The 16500-nt window shown below is 73.3% G+C and carries 19 protein-coding genes and 1 tRNA gene; 13 read left to right on the forward strand and 7 right to left on the reverse strand.

The features are described 5' to 3' along the window. Positions 1-14 precede the first annotated feature (14 nt). Positions 15-491, reverse strand: coding sequence for a cupin domain-containing protein (locus tag ACF1BH_RS17675; RefSeq protein WP_391643389.1), 477 nt, complete (start codon positions 489-491; stop codon positions 15-17). Positions 492-690: 199 nt separating this feature from the next. Here ACF1BH_RS17675 and ACF1BH_RS17680 point away from each other — a divergent pair, with 199 nt between their 5' ends. Further along, positions 691-1740 (forward strand): questin oxidase family protein, encoded by a 1050-nt coding sequence (locus tag ACF1BH_RS17680; protein WP_391643390.1) that lies wholly within the window; start codon positions 691-693, stop codon positions 1738-1740. 64 nt (positions 1741-1804) lie between these two features. Here ACF1BH_RS17680 and ACF1BH_RS17685 read toward each other — a convergent pair whose 3' ends face one another. After that, positions 1805-2587 carry a dioxygenase gene (locus ACF1BH_RS17685; RefSeq protein ID WP_391643391.1) on the reverse strand — a complete coding sequence of 261 codons (783 nt, stop codon included), beginning with the start codon at positions 2585-2587 and terminating at the stop codon, positions 1805-1807. A gap of 177 nt (positions 2588-2764) precedes the next feature. Between ACF1BH_RS17685 and ACF1BH_RS17690 the strand changes: the two genes are divergently transcribed. The 3 genes from ACF1BH_RS17690 to ACF1BH_RS17700 all read left to right on the forward strand — a co-directional run bounded on the left by ACF1BH_RS17690 (position 2765) and on the right by ACF1BH_RS17700 (position 5590). Next, complete coding sequence (locus ACF1BH_RS17690; RefSeq protein ID WP_391643392.1) at positions 2765-3271, forward strand: MarR family winged helix-turn-helix transcriptional regulator; 507 nt, start codon at positions 2765-2767, stop codon at positions 3269-3271. 94 nt (positions 3272-3365) lie between these two features. Next, a complete protein-coding gene (locus tag ACF1BH_RS17695) occupies positions 3366-4241 on the forward strand; it encodes a rhomboid-like protein (RefSeq protein WP_391643393.1) in 876 nt (291 codons plus the stop codon). 41 nt (positions 4242-4282) lie between these two features. Beyond that, on the forward strand, positions 4283-5590 hold the full coding sequence (locus ACF1BH_RS17700) for a M6 family metalloprotease domain-containing protein (RefSeq protein WP_391643394.1): 1308 nt from the start codon (positions 4283-4285) through the stop codon (positions 5588-5590). A 143-nt stretch (positions 5591-5733) separates the two neighbouring features. On the opposite strand, the gene ACF1BH_RS17705 is transcribed toward ACF1BH_RS17700, so the two are convergent. Next, entirely contained in the window at positions 5734-6381 is a 648-nt protein-coding gene (locus ACF1BH_RS17705; RefSeq protein WP_391643395.1) for a TetR family transcriptional regulator, read from the reverse strand. A gap of 102 nt (positions 6382-6483) precedes the next feature. On the opposite strand from ACF1BH_RS17705, the gene ACF1BH_RS17710 reads away from it, so the two are divergent. From ACF1BH_RS17710 to ACF1BH_RS17735, 6 genes are all read left to right on the forward strand, one after another. Beyond that, positions 6484-6648, forward strand: a complete 165-nt coding sequence (locus ACF1BH_RS17710; RefSeq protein WP_391643396.1) for a hypothetical protein — start codon at positions 6484-6486, stop codon at positions 6646-6648. Positions 6649-6815: 167 nt separating this feature from the next. Further along, positions 6816-7067 carry a hypothetical protein gene (locus ACF1BH_RS17715; protein WP_391643652.1) on the forward strand — a complete coding sequence of 84 codons (252 nt, stop codon included), beginning with the start codon at positions 6816-6818 and terminating at the stop codon, positions 7065-7067. An 80-nt stretch (positions 7068-7147) separates the two neighbouring features. Then, on the forward strand, positions 7148-8437 hold the full coding sequence (locus ACF1BH_RS17720; protein WP_391643397.1) for an MFS transporter: 1290 nt from the start codon (positions 7148-7150) through the stop codon (positions 8435-8437). A 153-nt stretch (positions 8438-8590) separates the two neighbouring features. Further along, entirely contained in the window at positions 8591-8833 is a 243-nt protein-coding gene (locus ACF1BH_RS17725) for a ferredoxin (RefSeq protein ID WP_391643398.1), read from the forward strand. Further along, the gene (locus ACF1BH_RS17730) at positions 8823-10217 is read left to right on the forward strand and encodes an NAD(P)/FAD-dependent oxidoreductase (protein WP_391643399.1); all 1395 of its coding nucleotides are present in this window, start codon (positions 8823-8825) and stop codon (positions 10215-10217) included. The genes ACF1BH_RS17725 and ACF1BH_RS17730 overlap by 11 nt, the downstream gene beginning before the upstream one ends. A 51-nt stretch (positions 10218-10268) precedes the next feature. Then, positions 10269-11507, forward strand: coding sequence for a cytochrome P450 (locus ACF1BH_RS17735; RefSeq protein ID WP_391643400.1), 1239 nt, complete (start codon positions 10269-10271; stop codon positions 11505-11507). Between the two features lie 31 nt (positions 11508-11538). Here ACF1BH_RS17735 and ppk2 read toward each other — a convergent pair whose 3' ends face one another. After that, positions 11539-12372 (reverse strand): polyphosphate kinase 2, encoded by an 834-nt coding sequence (ppk2, locus tag ACF1BH_RS17740; protein WP_391643653.1) that lies wholly within the window; start codon positions 12370-12372, stop codon positions 11539-11541. A 216-nt stretch (positions 12373-12588) separates the two neighbouring features. Between ppk2 and ACF1BH_RS17745 the strand changes: the two genes are divergently transcribed. Together ACF1BH_RS17745 and ACF1BH_RS17750 are read left to right on the forward strand one after the other, a co-directional pair. After that, entirely contained in the window at positions 12589-13314 is a 726-nt protein-coding gene (locus ACF1BH_RS17745) for a tRNA-dependent cyclodipeptide synthase (protein ID WP_391643401.1), read from the forward strand. After that, the gene (locus tag ACF1BH_RS17750) at positions 13311-14345 is read left to right on the forward strand and encodes a methyltransferase (RefSeq protein WP_391643402.1); all 1035 of its coding nucleotides are present in this window, start codon (positions 13311-13313) and stop codon (positions 14343-14345) included. Before ACF1BH_RS17745 ends, ACF1BH_RS17750 begins: the two co-directional genes overlap by 4 nt. A gap of 25 nt (positions 14346-14370) precedes the next feature. Here ACF1BH_RS17750 and ACF1BH_RS17755 read toward each other — a convergent pair whose 3' ends face one another. Genes ACF1BH_RS17755 through ACF1BH_RS17765 form a run of 3 tightly spaced genes read right to left on the reverse strand, consistent with a single transcriptional unit; the run spans position 14371 to position 16032 of the window. After that, positions 14371-14724 (reverse strand): DUF6092 family protein, encoded by a 354-nt coding sequence (locus ACF1BH_RS17755; RefSeq protein WP_391643403.1) that lies wholly within the window; start codon positions 14722-14724, stop codon positions 14371-14373. Beyond that, positions 14693-15286 (reverse strand): nitroreductase family protein, encoded by a 594-nt coding sequence (locus tag ACF1BH_RS17760; protein ID WP_391643404.1) that lies wholly within the window; start codon positions 15284-15286, stop codon positions 14693-14695. The genes ACF1BH_RS17755 and ACF1BH_RS17760 overlap by 32 nt, the downstream gene beginning before the upstream one ends. Positions 15287-15288: 2 nt before the next feature. Then, positions 15289-16032 (reverse strand): class I SAM-dependent methyltransferase, encoded by a 744-nt coding sequence (locus ACF1BH_RS17765; RefSeq protein WP_391643405.1) that lies wholly within the window; start codon positions 16030-16032, stop codon positions 15289-15291. A 333-nt stretch (positions 16033-16365) separates the two neighbouring features. Here ACF1BH_RS17765 and ACF1BH_RS17770 point away from each other — a divergent pair. Continuing rightward, positions 16366-16438 (forward strand) — tRNA-Arg (locus tag ACF1BH_RS17770). The last annotated feature ends 62 nt before the right edge of the window (positions 16439-16500 follow it).

Below are 16500 nucleotides of genomic sequence, written 5' to 3' on the forward strand. Positions count from 1 at the left end.
CCTCCGGGCCTCCGCTACTCCCCCAGCGGCACCCCCTGGGAAGCGCGGACCCACGCCGCGTCGCCGGTCAGCTCGGCGTCGCCGGAGTTGACCGTGCCGCGGCGCTCGAACATGAGGATGCGGGTGCCGGGTGCGGCCACGGGGCGGTGCCGCAGCCCGCGCTCGACCGTGAACATCTGCTGCGGCCCCAGCACCACCGGCGCGCGGTCCGCCAGCTCCAGGGTCAGCTCGCCGGCGAGCACCAGGAAGAACTCGTCGGTGTCGGGATGCGCATGCCAGACGTAGGCGCCCTCCACCTTCGCGATCTTGACGTCGTAGTCGTTGACCCCGCCGGCTATCCGCGGCGACCACGTCTCCTCGAACGAGGCGAAGGCGGCCGCCAGGTCCGTCGCCCCGGCCACCGGCGCCGCGCCGCCACCACCCGGCTCACCGGCCCCCTCCACCGCGTCGATCGGGCGCGCCACCTCATCAACTCCGTTGAGTTCCACCATGACTTCATGGTGCCAGCCACCACTGACAACGCCTCGGCGCGCGCTCCGGCGAAGGCCGCGCCGAGCCCTCCGCCCGGCGGCCCCCGCGCCTCCGTCCCACGTCCCCGTCCCCGCGACCGACGGTGCCTCCGCCGCACGTCAGCGGGTCCAGGTCCGCAGCCCGATACCCGGCGGCGTCCGCGCTCCTAGTCTCACGGGCATGACGGCACACCACGGCACCTTCGACGAGGCCCTGGAGCGGCTGCACTCCACCGGACCGGAATTCCACGGCTATCTGAGCAACCACGGGCCCATGGCGGTCGAGGCCCTGGCCCACCACGGGCAGGGGCGCGGCGTCCACCGCTGGCTCGACGCGTACTCCGCGCAACTGGAGGACGTCCCGGGCGCCCGCGAGACCCTCACCGAGGCCAACTGGCAGCAGGCCCTGGGGGACCCGCTGCGCGTCACCGACTGGACCGACCACTTCGCCCGTACCGTCGCCGAGCGGCCCTGGCGCGAAGTGCTCACCGAATGGTGGCCCCGGCTCCTGCCCGGCCTCGTGGGCGCGGCCACCCACCCCGCCATCCGGGTCGGCCACATCGTCCGCACCCTTCTGACCGAGGACGAGACGGAGCCCCGCCTCGCCGAACTGGCCCACGCCCTCGGCTACTGGGCGGCCCGGCACACCCCGCTGCCGGTGGTGCCGACGCCGGGCGGGGCGGCCGCGCCGGACGAGGCGCTCGACGCCCTCCCGCGCGTCGCCGACCAGCGGACCAGCGCGCTCGGCGGCCTCGCCCAACTGCCGGGCACCCCGGGCTGGCAGACGGCGGCCGAGGCCGTCCGGGCGCCGCGCGATCCGGACGACGCCCGGGCACAGCTCACCGCGCTCGTGCAGGCGGCGACCCACCGCTACGCCGATCACGGGCACGGCGAAGAGGTCATGCTGGTCCATGCGGCGACCGCGCCCAACGCGGTGCTGCGCACGCTGCCCGCGCTGCCGCGCACCCTGTGGGTGCCGTCGTTCTCCGTGGCGTGGGCCGCGAGCGCCGCGCTGACCTCCGTCTACGGGGCGGCGGACGCGCTGCCTCCGCTGCGGACCGGGCCGCTCACCCCCGAGGAGGTCTTCCGGCGGGCCGCCGGACACGGCGACGCGCACGCCATCAAGATGACCGACACCGCGCTGGATGTCGCGTCCTGGACACCGGACGGCGACGACCGCGCGCTGACCGCCGCGCTCCGCTCCCTGGAACTGCTCGAACCGGGCGCCTGACCTGCCACGATGCCCTCGCCGGGCGCGACGCTTTCGGCGGGCCGGTCGCCCGCCGCGGTCCGGCTCAGCCGAACTGCAACGAACGCTTCGCCAGCCCCATCCAGAACCCGTCGATCACGCTCCGCCCGTCCCCGAGCTGACCGTGCGCGTCCGCGGCGCCGAGGGTGACGAAGAGCGGCGCGAAGTGTTCGGTGCGCGGATGGGCCAGCTGCCCGGCGGGGGCCTTGTGGCCGAAGTCGAAGAGCGCGTCGAGGTCGCCGTCCTCCAGGGCCCGCCGCCCCCAGTCGTCGAACTCCGCCGACCAGGACGGCACTCCGGGCCCCTGGTGGCGCAGCGCGGCGAGGTTGTGGGTGAAGAAGCCGCTGCCGACGATCAGCACGCCCTCGTCGCGCAGCGGCGCCAGCTTGCGCCCGAGGGCGAAGAGCGCGCGGGGGTCGAGCGTCGGCATGGAGATCTGCAGGACCGGCACATCGGCCTGCGGGAACATCTCGACGAGCGGGACGTAGGCGCCGTGGTCGAGCCCGCGGTCCGGGATGTCCTGCACCGGCGTCCCCGCCGTCCGCAGCGTACGGCGGATCCGGTCGGCCAGCTCCGGTGCGCCGGGCGCCGCGTACCGGACGCGGTAGTAGTGCTCGGGGAAGCCCCAGAAGTCGTAGACCAGTGGGGCGGTGACCGTGGCGCCGAGGGCGAGCGGGGCCTCCTCCCAGTGGGCCGAGACGATCAGTACGGCGGTGGGGCGCGGCAGTTCGGCGGACCAGGCCGCCAGCTGACCGGGCCAGACGGCGTCGTCGGCGAGCGGCGGCGCGCCGTGGCTGAGGTAGAGGGCCGGCATCGGCATCTCGGACATCGCGACTCCCCGGCGATCGTCATGGGTACGGGCCCGGGGCGGACCAGCGGGGGCGCCGTCCCGAAGCCTTCGGGAGATCTACTTGAGACATCTGCTTGAACTTTCAAGCGAATACTTCGAGACTACTCCACCCCGCTAGATTGTTCAATATTCAAGAAGGATCGAAGCGGTGCGAGAATGAATGGCATGAGCACCGAACCCGCAGCCGAGCCGCGCTGGCTCAGCGACGAGGAGCAATACGCCTGGCAGTCCTACCTCCACGCCACCACGCTGCTGGAGGATCACCTCGATCGCCAGCTGCAGCGTGACGCCGGGATGCCGCACGTCTACTACGGCCTGCTCGTCCAGCTCTCGCGCGCCCCGCGGCGCCGGATGCGGATGACCGAACTGGCCCAGAACGCCAAGATCACCCGCTCCCGCCTCTCGCACGCCGTCGCCCGCCTGGAGAAGAACGGCTGGGTGCGGCGCGAGAACTGCCCGTCGGACAAGCGCGGCCAGCTCGCCCACCTCACCGACGAGGGCCTGCACGTCCTGGAGAAGGCGGCACCCGGACATGTCGCCGCGGTGCGCGGGGCGCTCTTCGACCGCCTCTCCCCCGAGCAGATCGGCCAACTCGCCGAGATCTGCCGGGTCATGGCGGACGGCCTGCAGCCGAAGGGCGCCGACCTGCCCTGGCTCCGCTGAGGGACGGCACCACGGTCCGGTCCGGCCCCACGGCACCCCCGCGGGGCACTCTTCCGCCGCGCCCCGGCGCCCGACTCTTGGTAATTTGTCCGCCATGCGCGCCAGGTTCATGTGCGTCGCCCGCCGCATATCCCGCCCGACACGCCCGCGGCACCGCACGCGGCGGCCGCCCGCCGGATCCGCCGCACCCGGGGGCGGCCCCGCCGGGCGGGCGGCGGCCTACCTCCGCCGGGCGCCGGGCACCTTCCTCTGGCTGGCGATCCTGCTGGTGACGTCGGTGATCATGCACCGGTTCAGCCCGGACGTCCTCACCGGCTTCCTCCAGCAACGCTCCACCAACATCCACAACCTGCTGCACTCCCCCGGCCGGGTGCTCCTCACCAGCGCACTCTGGCTGGACGGCGGCGGCTGGCCGCTCTACTTCGCGCTCTACAACGTCCTCCACGTCCCCGCCGAACGCTGGCTCGGCACCCGGCGCTGGCTCGCCGTCCTCACCACCGCGCACATCGGCGCGACCTATCTGAGCGAAGGCGTCCTGGCCGTCGCCATCCACACCGGCGCCGCCCCGCACACCGCGGTCAACACCCTCGACGTCGGCGTCAGTTACGCACTGGCCGGCGTCGCGGCCGTCCTCACCTACCGCCTCACCGGCCCCTGGCGGTACGCCTACGCACTCGGCATCCTCGCCTTCTACGGAGCGCCGCTGCTGACCAGCCGCGGCTTCACCGACGTCGGCCACTTCGCCGCCGCACTGATCGGGTTCGCCTGCCGGCCGCTCACCCGGGGCGCCCCCGGCACGACCGGGCCTCCCGGAGCCACCGCGCCGGCGGCGGGCACCGGAGGCACCACGGCCACCGGCGCCCCCGGAAGCGCCGGCGGGAGCAGCGCCCTCCGCACCGCCGGGCCGGGCCCCGTCACTCCCCTGCCGCACCGCGCCCGCGGAATCCGGTACGCCCGCCGGATGACGTAACTCCGCGCGCGTACGCCCGCCGGACACCGGAGGGTGGCCGTATGAAGCGGTGCATATCCACGGCGTTCGCCGCAGGTGCGGCGGCCGTGGCCGCGGCCATCGCGCTGTGCGGGTCCCCTGCCCCGCTCTCCATACCCCCGGGGGCGGCCGGCCCCCAGTCCCCCGACATACCCACCGGCCCCGCGCCGCCCGGTGGCCGGCACGGGCCGTGCGCCCTGCGCGGCGTCGGCGACGACGTCGGCGAGACCACCGCCACCCCCGAGGGCTACGCCCGCGCCCGCGGCACCGTGAAGGCCCTCACCCTCTTCATCGACTTCCCGGACGCCCGCGCCACCCTCAGCCCGCGCGCCCGGTACGCGGAGTTCTTCCCCGCCGCGTCCGACTACTTCCACCGCAGCTCCTACGGCCGCCTCCGCTACCGCCCCGCGCCGCTGCTGCGCTGGCTGCACATGACGAAGCCGCTCGCCGCGTACGGCATCCAGCGCGGCGCCACCTTCGACGCGGGCTCGGACAGCGGCTACCACGCCCTCGCCCGCGAGATCCTCCGCGCCGTCGACGCCTCCGTCGACTTCCGCGACTACGACCTCGTCAACGTCATCGCCGCCCCCAACGCGGGGCCGCCCGCGACCCGTACGGTCCTGTCGGTGACGTTCAGCGGCGGCGACATGGGGCTGCGGACCGGCGACGGGGTGCCGTTCCGCAATGTGTCGTTCCTCTGGAGCAGACAGCCGGGCCCGAGCGCCTTCCGGGTGGTCAACCACGAGAACGCCCACTCCTTCGGACTGCCCGACCTCTACTTCACCGACGGACGCGAGGCACCGCCCCCGGTCGGGCACTGGGACCCGATGGACGAGGACTGGGGCCCGAGCAACGACTTCCTCGGCTGGCACAAATGGAAGCTCGGCTGGCTCGCCGCCGACCAGGTCGACTGTGTGCCACCGGGCGGCCCGGTGGCCGACCACACGCTGACGCCACTGGCCACCCCGGGCGGCACGAAGATCGCCGTCATTCCGACCTCCGCCCACACCGCGCTCGTCGCCGAGGCACGCACCCGGGGGCCGCTCGATCCCGCGCTGTGCCGCCCCGGCGTCCTCGTCTACCGCGTCTCGGCCGACGTCCGCTCGGGCGGCGGACCGCTCAAGGTCATGGACGCGACGCCGGGCAGCGGCGGCTGTCACACCGGCGACCGCTACGTCGACGCCGAACTCTCCGACGCCGCCTACCGCCCCGGAACCACCTTCACCGACCGCGACAGCGGCACCGCCCTCACCGTGCTCGGCACCGCGCCGGACGGAACGTTCCGCATCCGGGTACAGCCGCCGTCGTTGCCTTCGGTACCGGAGGGGTGAGGGGAGGGGGAGGGAAGGGGGAGGGAAGGGAGGGGAGGAGCGAGGGGATGGGGGTGGGAAGAGGTGGGGGCGGGGCGTCTTGGAGGGGAAGAGTTTCCTTCTTTCCCTCCCCCCTGGGGCCCTCCCCCTCCCCACCCCGCCCCTCACCTCTCCCCCGTCTCACCCCTCCAGTGCTGCTGGCCGATGGTGATCAGCCGTATCTGCCACCGGGCCGCCTCGACGACCTGTGCCCGTGCCGCCTCGGCGTCGTCGGCGTCCTCGGTGTCGAGGATCGCCGCGGCGGTCGTCACCAGCCGGTCGACGAACAGGTCCGCCAGCATCCGCAGGTCGCCCTCGCTCCAGCCCTGTGCCGTCGGCTGGACCGCAAGCGCCTCGGCCACCTCGGCGCCGAACCGGTCCAACTGGCCCGCGATGGCCTGCCGTACGGCTCGCACCCCGCCGTGGCGTTCGCGGGCCACGAACCGTACGTGGGCGGGGTACTCGCGGACGTGCCGGTCGACCACCGCCACCGCGCTCTCGATCTGCGCCTCCACCTCCGCCTGTTCGATCAGGACCGTGCGCACCATGGCGTGCAGGCTGCCGAGTGCCTCCTCGACGAGTGCGACGCCCAGTTCACCCAGGTCGCGGAAGTGCCGGTAGAAGGCGGTCGGGGCGATGCCGACCGTCCGCGTCACCTCCCGCAGCCCCAGACTGCTCAGGCTCTGCTCCTCCAGCAGCCCGAGGGCGGCGTCGAGCAGTGCCTGACGGGTTTTCTGCTTCTGGGCCTGGCGGACCCCTACGGTGTGACTCACATCATCCAGTAAACAAGCGTTCTCCGAACTTCTCCACCCGGCCACGCCCTACACTGAAGGAAGTGAGTGAACAACTGTCCTCCGAATCGGAAAGGCAGAACGATGCTCTTTCTCGTCGCAGCCCTCCTCATGATGGGGATCCTGCTGGGCGCCGCGGCACACCTCCCGTTCTCCGCCACCCTCCTCGCCGCCGCCGTCATCGCCGGCTGGCTGCTCGTCTTCGCCGTACGCGAACGCCGTCACTCCGCCGAGGGGACCACCCGATGACCCTCACCTCCCTCATCAAGGCACCGACCGGACGCCCGAAGAGTGCTGGGCCCGCCGGAGCGTCATGCACTTCAAACACCGGCGGTGGCGATTCGGTTGCCGATGCGGTTGCCGATGCGGCCGCCGGTTCGGCTGCCGGTTCCGCCGCCGACGCCGTCGCCGATCCGGTGGCCCGTGCGGGAGCGGCGTCCGCCGACGGAATGGCGGTCGCGTCCTTCGTTCTCGGGCTGCTCGGGACCCTGGTGTTCAACGTCGTCCTGGGGCCGTGCGCCCTCGCTCTCGGCACCCTCGCGCTGGTCCGCCGCACCCGCCGCCGCGGCCGCGCCATTCTCGGCCTCGCGCTCGGCGCCGCCGACCTGATCATCCTGGCCACGCTGACCGCCGCCGACGCCACGGTCAGCTGGCATCTGGGCGGCTGACCGGACGGCAACGCCCGGGCGCCACCGGCCCGTTCACCGGCGGAACGGCTCCACCCCCTGCCACCATGAGGGGCGTGGACATGACATCGACGTCACCGCAGAGCCCCCCGGTGGAAGCGCCCGCCGGATCGCTCTGGCGCAACCGCAACTTCCTTCTGCTGTGGTGCGGACAGGGCGCCGGCACCCTGGGCCCCCGTGTCGCACTGATCGTGCTGCCGCTGCTCGCCCTCGACACGCTGCACGCGAGCACGTTCCAGGTCTCGCTGCTCACCTCGCTGGGCTGGCTGCCGTACCTGCTCTTCTCGCTCCCGGCGGGGATCCTCGCCGACCGCGTCGACCAGCGGAAACTCATGATCGTCTGCGATCTGGGGCGGCTGCTGCTGATCCTCTCCGTCCCGCTGACGGCGTCGGCCGGGCGGCTGACGCTGTGGTACCTCTACGCGGTCGTCGGGATGTCCGGTGTGCTGACCGTCGCCTTCACCGTCGCTTACCGCGGGCAGCTGCCGAAGCTGGTGCACCGTGCCCAACTCGTGGACGGCAACGGCAAGCTCGGGATGTGCGAATCGCTGGCGGAGCTGACCGGGCCCGGCCTCGGCGGGGTGCTGGCCGGCGCGATCGGCGCCTCCCGCGCCCTCTTCGCCAACGTCCTCACCTACGCGCTGAGCGCCCTCACCCTGGGCCTGATGCGCGTCCCCCGGGCGCCCGCCGACGCACCCGCCGCACCGGAGCGGGTCCCGTTCCGCGCCGCCCTGCGCGAGGGCTTCGGCTTCGTCCGCCGCGAACCGGTGCTGCTGAAGCTGCTGCTGTGCACCAGCGTGTCCAACTTCTTCGTCACCGCGGCCCATGCCATCGCCGTGACGTTCATGGTGCGGGAACTGCACGCGCCGACCTCCGCCGTCGGCCTGGTCTTCACCGTCGGATCCGTCGGCGGGCTGCTGGCCGGGGCGCTCGCCAGCCGCATCGCCCGGCGGGTGGGCACCGCGCGGATCATCTGGGTGTCGATGCTCGCACCCGGCCCGCTGTACTTCCTGATGCCGCTCGCGGCGCCCAGCTGGGGCGTCCTGCTGTACTCCGCCGGCCTGGCCGCCCTCGCCGCCAACAGCACCCTGTTCAACGTCGCGTCCCTCTCCTACCGCCAGCTCGTCACCCCGCCCGCGCTGCTCAGCCGGGTCGGCGCCGTCTACCTGTGGATCGCCTACGGGGTCATCCCGCTCGGTTCCCTCTTCGGCGGTGTGCTCGCCACCGGCGCCGGGCTGCGGCCGACCCTGTGGATCTGCGCGCTGGGCATGTGGTCGGCGGCGCTGTTCGTGGTCTGCTCCCCGCTGCGCTCCCTGCGGGACGTACCGGCCGGGCACGCCGCCGCCGGCTGACGGGCGCCGCGCCCGGGTCACCCCGTCGCATCGGCCGGGGTGCACCCGCCCGGGCCTCCTCCGATGCTGGAGCGGGGCGGGGCTGATTCCCGGGTGCGCGCCGGCGGGCGGAGCGGCGGGGCACCGACCACGTCGCGAAGGAGCGGAGACCCGATGAGGCTTGTCGTCGATCTCAACCGGTGCCAGGGGTATGCGCAGTGCGCCTTTCTCGCGCCCGACGTGTTCGCCCTGCACGGCGCGGAGGCGCTGATGTACGACCCGCAGCCCGCCGACGAGCGGCGCCCGCAGGTGCTCCGGGCCGCGCACGCCTGCCCCGTCCAGGCCATCACCGTCGAGGGCGAGGACGCGGACCGGGCGTCCGACGGCGGGCGGGCGGGTGCCTCCCGTGTCGGTTGACGGCTTTCTGGAGACCTTCCGCCGCGAGGGCCGCATCGTCGTCGTCGGTGCCTCGCTCGCGGGTTTGCGGGCCGCCGAGACGCTCCGCGCGGAAGGGTTCCGCGGCACGCTCACGATGATCGGCGACGAGCCCCACGAACCGTACGACCGGCCACCGTTGTCCAAACAGGTGCTGCTCGGTCTCGTACCGCCCGACCACACGGCGCTGCCGCGGCGCCGGGCGATCGACGCCCGGTGGCGGCTGGGCACCGCGGCCACCGGGCTCGACGCGGCCGCCAAGGAGGTGACGCTCGCCGACGGCGACACCGTCCCCTACGACCGGCTGCTGATCGCCACCGGTGTCCGTTCCCGCCCCTGGCCGCACGAGCTGGAATCGGATCTGGACGGGGTGTTCGTGCTGCGCACCCGGGACCATGCGGCCCGGCTGCACCACCGGTTGTCGGCCGGGCCGCGCCGGGTGCTGGTCATCGGTGCCGGGTTCACCGGTTCCGAGATCGCCTCGGCCTGCCGCGGGCGGGGACTGCCGGTCACCGTCGCGGAGCGCGGCCCGGCCCCGCTGGTGGGCGCACTCGGCGGGGTGATCGGCGAGGTGGCGGCGGAGCTGCAGCGGGCGCACGGCGTCGATCTGCGGTGCGGGGTGCAGGTCACCGGGTTGGAGGGGGATTCCGGCGGGCGGGTGCGGCGCGCCCACTTCTCGGACGGTTCGGCCGTCGAGGCGGATGTGGTGGTCGTCTGTCTGGGCGCGACCCGTAACACCGAATGGCTCGCGGGCTCCGGTCTCGGCGCGGGCCCGCGCGGTATCGCCTGCGACGCCGGGTGCCGCGCCTTCGACGTGCGGGGGATCGTCACGGACGACGTGTTCGTCGCCGGGGACGTCGCCCGCTCCCCGCATCCGCTGTTCGGCTACCAGTTCCTCTCCCTGGAGCACTGGGGCAACGCGGTCGCGCAGGCGGAGACCGCCGCGCACAACATGATCAGCGCCAGTACGGACCGGCGCCCGCATCTGTGGATGCCGTCGTTCTGGTCGGCTCAGTTCGGCGTCAACATCAAGTCCGTCGGTGTCCCGCCGATGGCCGACCAACTCCTCGTCACCCAGGGCTCGCTCACCGAGCACCGCTTCGCCGCGGTCTACGGCCACCAGGGCCGTGTCATCGCCGCCACCACCTTCGACCAGGGGAAATGGCTGGAGTTCTACGAGCGGCAGATCGAGCGGGCGGCGCCGTTCCCGCCGGAGTTCCCCACCGTCGACCGGCGGCCCGAGGGGCGTCACCCGGTGGCGGCCGGTTTCCCCGACCCCTCGCTGCCCACCCACGGCCCCACCGTCACCCTCAGCGGCCACTCCCCGGCCGACCGGCGCCTCACGTTCACCCCACGGCGCGCGTGACCTGGTGCGCGCCCCTCCGTCCGCCCGTCCGAAGCCCCGGAAGGAACCGTCATGACGTCGGACTCACCCCTGCGTCAGATCCTCGACCCCGCCCACCGCGCCGACCCCTACCCCCTCTACGCGGAGCTGCGGAAGACCCCGGTGGTCCGGGACGAGGCGGGCCCCTATCTGGTCAGCACGTACTGGGAGATCCAGGAGCTGCTGCACGACCCGCGGGTCAGCTCCGACGCCCGCAACCTGAACCCGGAGGCCGCCGCGTTCCTCGGGCAGGAGGAGGACCCGAACCTGCCGCCGACGTTCCTGCGCCTGGACCCGCCCGACCACGACCGGCTGCGTGACCTGGCGATGCGGCCGTTCGGCCCGCCGCACACCCCCCGCCGCATCTCCGACATGCGCGGCGAGCTGGCCGGGATCGTCACCCACCTCATCGACGGCTTCCGGGGCCGCGACCACCTCGACCTCGTCGACAGCTTCGCCTACCCCTTCCCCGTCACCGTGATCTGCCGGCTGCTCGGTGTGCCGCGCGAGGACGAGCCGCGCTTCCATGTGTGGGCCGACACGCTCGCCGCCGCGCTCGACCCCGTCCAGGGCACCCCCGAGCAGCGCGAGGCGCAGCAGCAGACCGTCCGGCGGGCCCGCGCCGATCTCGCCGCCTACCTCGCCGGGCTGATCGAGGAGCGCCGCCGGGCGCCCCGTGACGACATGCTCTCCGCCCTGGTCACCGATCACGGTCCGGACGACCGGATGTCCCCCCTGGAGATGGTGAGCACCGCGGCCCTCCTGCTGATCGCCGGCCACGAGACCACCGTCAACCTCATCACCAACGGGATGCTGACGCTGCTCCGCCACCCCGACCTGCTCCGGCGCCTCCGCGCCGAGCCCGACCTCGCGGCGCCGTTCGTCGAGGAACTGCTGCGCTTCGACCCGCCCGTCCAACTGCTGCCGCAGCGCACCACGTTGGCGGAGATCGACATCGCCGGGACGACCATCCCCAAGGGCGCCTCCCTCTGGCTGCTGCTGGCCTCCGGCAACCGCGACCCGCGCCGCTTCCCCGACCCCGACCGCTTCCTCCCCGAACGCCCCGACAACCAGCATCTGAGCTTCGGCAGCGGCATCCACACCTGCTTCGGCGCGCCCCTGGCCCGTCTGGAGACCCAGATCGCCCTCACCGAACTCACCCGCCGTCTCACCGGCCCCCGGCTGGCCGAGGACCCGCCGCCCTACCGCCGCAACGCGGTCCTCCGGGGGCCGCGGCATCTTCCGGTGGTGATCGAGGGGCTGGCCGACTGACCGGGTGTGAGGTGCGGCCCGTCGCCGCGCCTCACGCCTCCAGACCGGCGGCGTGGTCCGGGACGTAGTTCTGGAGGTCGCGCGGCGGGCGGCGGTAGCCCGTGGGCGGCGGGCGCGGCGGGAGTTCGAGGACCGGCGGGGTGACGTCGGTGTACGGCACCGTCGACAGCAGGTGGGCGATCATGTTCAGCCGGGCCCGGCGCTTGTCGTCGCTCTCGACGACGTACCAGGGCGCCTCCGCGATGTCGGTGTGGACGAACATGTCGTCCTTGGCCTGCGAGTACTCCTCCCAGCGGGTCAGCGACTGGAGGTCCACCGCGGAGAGTTTCCAGCGCCGCACGGGGTCTTCGAGCCGGCGCCGGAAGCGCTGCTCCTGCACCTCGTCGCTGACCGAGAACCAGTACTTGCGCAGCAGGATCCCGTCCTCGACCAGCATCCGCTCGAAGACCGGGCACTGCCGGAGGAACCGCCGGAGCTCGGCCGGGGTGCAGAACCCCATGACCCGCTCGACACCGGCCCGGTTGTACCAGCTGCGGTCGAAGAGAACGATCTCGCCCGCCGCGGGCAGATGTTCCGTGTAGCGCTGGAAGTACCACTCGGTGCGCTCGCGTTCGGTGGGCCGGGGCAGCGCCACGATCCGCGCCACCCGGGGGTTGAGGTACTCGGTGACGCGCTTGATGGTGGAGCCCTTGCCGGCCGCGTCCCGCCCTTCGAAGACGACGACGAGCCGCGCCCCCGACCCGCGCACCCACTCCTGGAGCTTCACCAGCTCCGTCTGCAGCCGGTACAGCTCCTGCTCGTACCGCGGCCGCGACAGCTTCCGCCGGCCGCCGCCCTCCCCCTCGGCCCCCTTGCCCCCCTTCATGTCCTTCTCCTCCGCCATACGTCGACGGTACGGGGGAACGCCGCGGCGCGGTCAGGCGTACGGGCCGAACGGGGCAGCGCCGCCGCTGCCTTGACGGCTGTCCGGGCGCCTTCACCCGCATGACCGAGACGGCGAACGGAAAGTGCGGGTACGGGTGAGTTGTCGGAGCGCCCTGTCAGCTCGGGCAGCTCATCGTCCCGTTCGTGGGGAGAGCCCATGGCCGATGGCCGTTCTTTCGACTCCGCAGACGCGTTCCAGGCGCACGCCAGCTCCCCCCGGTCCCAGCACGTCTGGGACCGGGGGGAGCACGCCGTGGTGGGGGTGAGCACGGGGAACAGCTACTTCACCCAGGACCGGCTGGCCGGACTGCTGGGCTGGGCGATCCGCCACTTCTCCGTCGTCGACGTCATCTACACCGACGTCCACATCGACACGATGCTGGTCGCCCTCGGCGACGACACCGGCCATGCGGCCAAGCTCGCCAAGTCGCAGATCCGGGACGTCCGGCGGCGCACCCGCCGGGCGGTCGAACGGCTGGGGGCCTCCTCGGACAAGGTGCGGATGCAGCCCATGTCGTCCTTCTTCGAACGGGAGGAGTACCAGGCGGTGCGCGCCCGCGTGGGCGAGGCGGTCCAGGCCAGCGACCGGCTGGCCGCCGCGTGCAAGGAGATGGTGCACCACTTCCTCGACGGCAGAGAGGTCCCCGGGGAGCGGGTGCCGCACGTCCTGGGCGCGGGGCTGGAGTACCTGCTGGCCGAGCTGCCGTTCTTCGTGGACAGCCCCGGCATCCTGGGCGTGGGCTCCTCGGCGGTCTGCTACCACGTGAGTACCCCGATCGTGGAGTACTTCAAGGAGCCCGACCACGACGTGCTCCGCGCCGCACCGAACCAGGGCTACCTGGTCGTCAGGCCCACCACCTGGTCCGCCGAGGCCGGCACATGACGGGCCGCCCGGACACCGCCGGCCGCACGCGTCCCGGTAACGGCGGCACCCGCCTGCTGCACCTCAGCGACGGCCTGCTCGCCGCCCGCGCCCTGCACCTGGTGGCCGCCGCGGGCGTCGCCGACGCACTGGCCGCGGGCCCCCGGCCGGTCGCCGAACTGGCGGCGGCCACCCGGACCCACCCCGACGCCCTGCACCGGCTGCTGCGCGTCCTCGCCGGTGAGGACGTGTTCCGCGAGGTGCGGCCCGGCGTCTTCGCACTGTCCCCGACCGGGCAGTACCTGCGGTCGGACCACCCCGAATCGGTCCACGCCCTGCTGGCCTTCTGCGAACTGGTGGGCCGCTCGTTCGCCGACGCCATGCACAGCCTGCGCACCGGCGAGGCGACCTTCCCGCGGACCTACGGCCGGCCCTTCTTCGACCACCTGCGCGCGCATCCGGAGGCAGACGGCCTCTTCAACGCGGGGATGGCGCAGGTCAGCCGCCGGGACGCGGCGGCACTGGTCGACGCCTACGACTTCGGCGGCGCCCGCACCGTCGTCGACATCGGCGGGGGCGACGGCGGTCTGCTCCTGCCGGTCCTCGGCGCGTTCCCCGGCACCGACGGCGTGCTGTTCGACCAGCCGCACGTCGTCGCGGCGGCCCGGGAACGGATCGCGGCGGCGGGCCTCGCCGACCGCTGCCGGACCGTCGCCGGCGACCTCTTCGGCGCCCTGCCGCCGGGCGGCGACCTCTACCTCCTGAAGTGGATCCTGCACGACTGGCCGGACGAGGAGGCCGTCGCGATCCTGCGGGGCTGCCGGCAGGCCATGGGCCCCGACGGACGGCTGCTGGTGATCGAGCGGCTGATCCCCGCGGGCAACCACCCGCACCCGGCGAAAATGCTCGACCTGGTGGTCCTCGTCCTGCTGGGCGGCCGCGAACGGACCGCCCAGGAGTACGAGGCGCTGCTGGACGAAGCGGGCCTGACGGCGTGCCGGGTGATCGGCACCGCGTCGGGGCTCAGCATCCTGGAGGCCCGCCGGGCCTGACACCGGCGCCCCGGCGGCAGCGGCGTCAGGACGGCGGCGCCGTCACGGCGGCCTCCGGCGCGGGCAGCTGGAGCCCGGCGACCATCTGCCGGCACATACCGTCGAGAAGAGCCGCGTAGTCACGGTCCTCGTTGGGCGCCTGATGCAGCAGATCATCCAGACCCTTGTGGACCGCGGCCAGCTCGGGACAGCCACCACCCCCGTCCGCGTACAGCGCGAGGACGCGGCGGGCGCCGTCCATCAGCCGGTAGAGCGCGTACGACGGCGGCTCCTGCAGCAGCCGGCGGGCGCTGCTGAGGAGGTAGGCGGCGAGCAACGCCAACTCCTCGCGGTCCTGCTGACCCTGGTCATCCGGGGTGCGTGGGGTGCCAGTACTCATGGCGGACCACCTCCTGGGGAGCGCGGCGGGGCGACGGCTGAAGGGGCTGGTCAGGTCGGCCGACCGGGACCAGCAGAAGAGGTTCGAGGTGACTGGGCAGCCCCAGGAGCAGCTGCACCGGCTCGGCCAGGAAGCTGCTCACCGGACAGCCGCCCAGCCCCTGCGCATGCGCGGCGAGCAGGAAGTTCTCCACCGCCATGGCCACACACAGCGAGCCGACGTCACGCAGATGGGGATCGCCCGTCATCCGCGCGTGATCGACGCAGGCGACCAGGACGAGCGGCGGCACCCCGATGATCCCCGGCGCGAACGCCCGGACCCGCCGCACCCGCTCCGGCTCCCGCACCGCCAGAAAGGCCCACGCCTGCTTGTTGGAGGCGGAGGGCGCCGCCAGCATCGCCTCCAGCAACGAGGTGAGCAGCTCGTCACCGACCGGCTCATCGGTGTAGGAACGCACGACCGCGCGGGTCCGGATGATGTCCAGTGCGTCCGCGCCGCGGGCCGCGGCAATCCGTACGCCCGGACGCGGCTCGACCGTTCCCACCTGCACTTCCCTGTCCACCGCTACCCCTTCTCCGCACGCAGCAGAAGATTCACCGGCTCGTCGCCACCGCCGCCCCCGTCGGCCGCCCCCTGCAACGGCTCCCAGACCACCCGGGCGAACCCCGAGGCGAGCAGCGTCTCCTCGAACGCCCCGCAGCTCCAGTGGCGCACGCTCAACGTGGTCGGGGGAACGGTGGGCACCGAGACCGTGTACGGGTCCCCGTCCCGGAGGCCCACCGGGCGGTGCACGACGAACCCGTTCGCCAGCGGAACGCCCGCCGTCACGCGCGGATTACCCACCAGCGCGAACAGCCGGCCCGCGGGCGCGAGGTTCGCGCAGATCCGCTCCCCCATCCGCGCCAGGGTCCGCCGGCTGTCCGCGTAATGCAGCACCGCGACGGCGACCGCCGCCGAGAACTCCCCCAGCACCGGCAGGGCCGCCAGGTCGTGCACCTCGTACCGCACCCCCAACGGCTCCCGCTCCTCCGCCCGCCGCGCCTCGGCCACCATCGCCGCCGACACATCCACCCCCACCACCTCGGCCGCCCCCCGCCGCCTCAACAACCGCGCATACGCCCCCGACCCGCACCCCACATCCAGCACCGAAGCCCCCGCGACATCCCCCAGAGCCCCCACCAGCGAAGGAATCTCCACCCGCTCCCGGTAAGGCCCCACCACCCGCTCGATATCCGCGTCCCGCACCGCGATCGCGTCATATTGCTGAACCAAGGGGACCTCCAGCCACATACCGGACGGAAGATCCATGCCCACTCCCCCCGACCGACGCACCGGCTCCTCACCAATTGCGCCGGAATAGCTCCCTTGACGGGGCGAAGGGCGGGGTGGAGGTGGGGAGGCCGGGCTGGTCCCCGCCTCCCTCGGGCTCCGGGGGCACTCCCCGGCGACCGGCCAGCCCCGGCGACCGGTCAGCCCCCGGCCGCCGGTAGCCCCCGGAGATCCGGTCGGCGCCCGGACACCGACCGCAGCCCCACCACCCACCCCCATCCGCTAACCTGTCTGGGACCGCCGCTCCCGGCGGTCCCTCTTGCCGGAACCGGAAGAAGCCCAGCGCCTCCTCCGCGTTTCCCGCAGGACCCCGCCTCCGTAGCTCAGGGGATAGAGCACCGCTCTCCTAAAGCGGGTGTCGCAGGTTCGAATCCTGCCGGGGGCACGCTTAAGTAGCAGGTCAGAGGCCCTGTCACCCCTTGGGGCGACAGGGCCTCTGGCTTCCGG

The sequence above is a fragment of the Streptomyces sp. NPDC014733 genome (assembly GCF_043083385.1).
Taxonomy (GTDB): domain Bacteria; phylum Actinomycetota; class Actinomycetes; order Streptomycetales; family Streptomycetaceae; genus Streptomyces.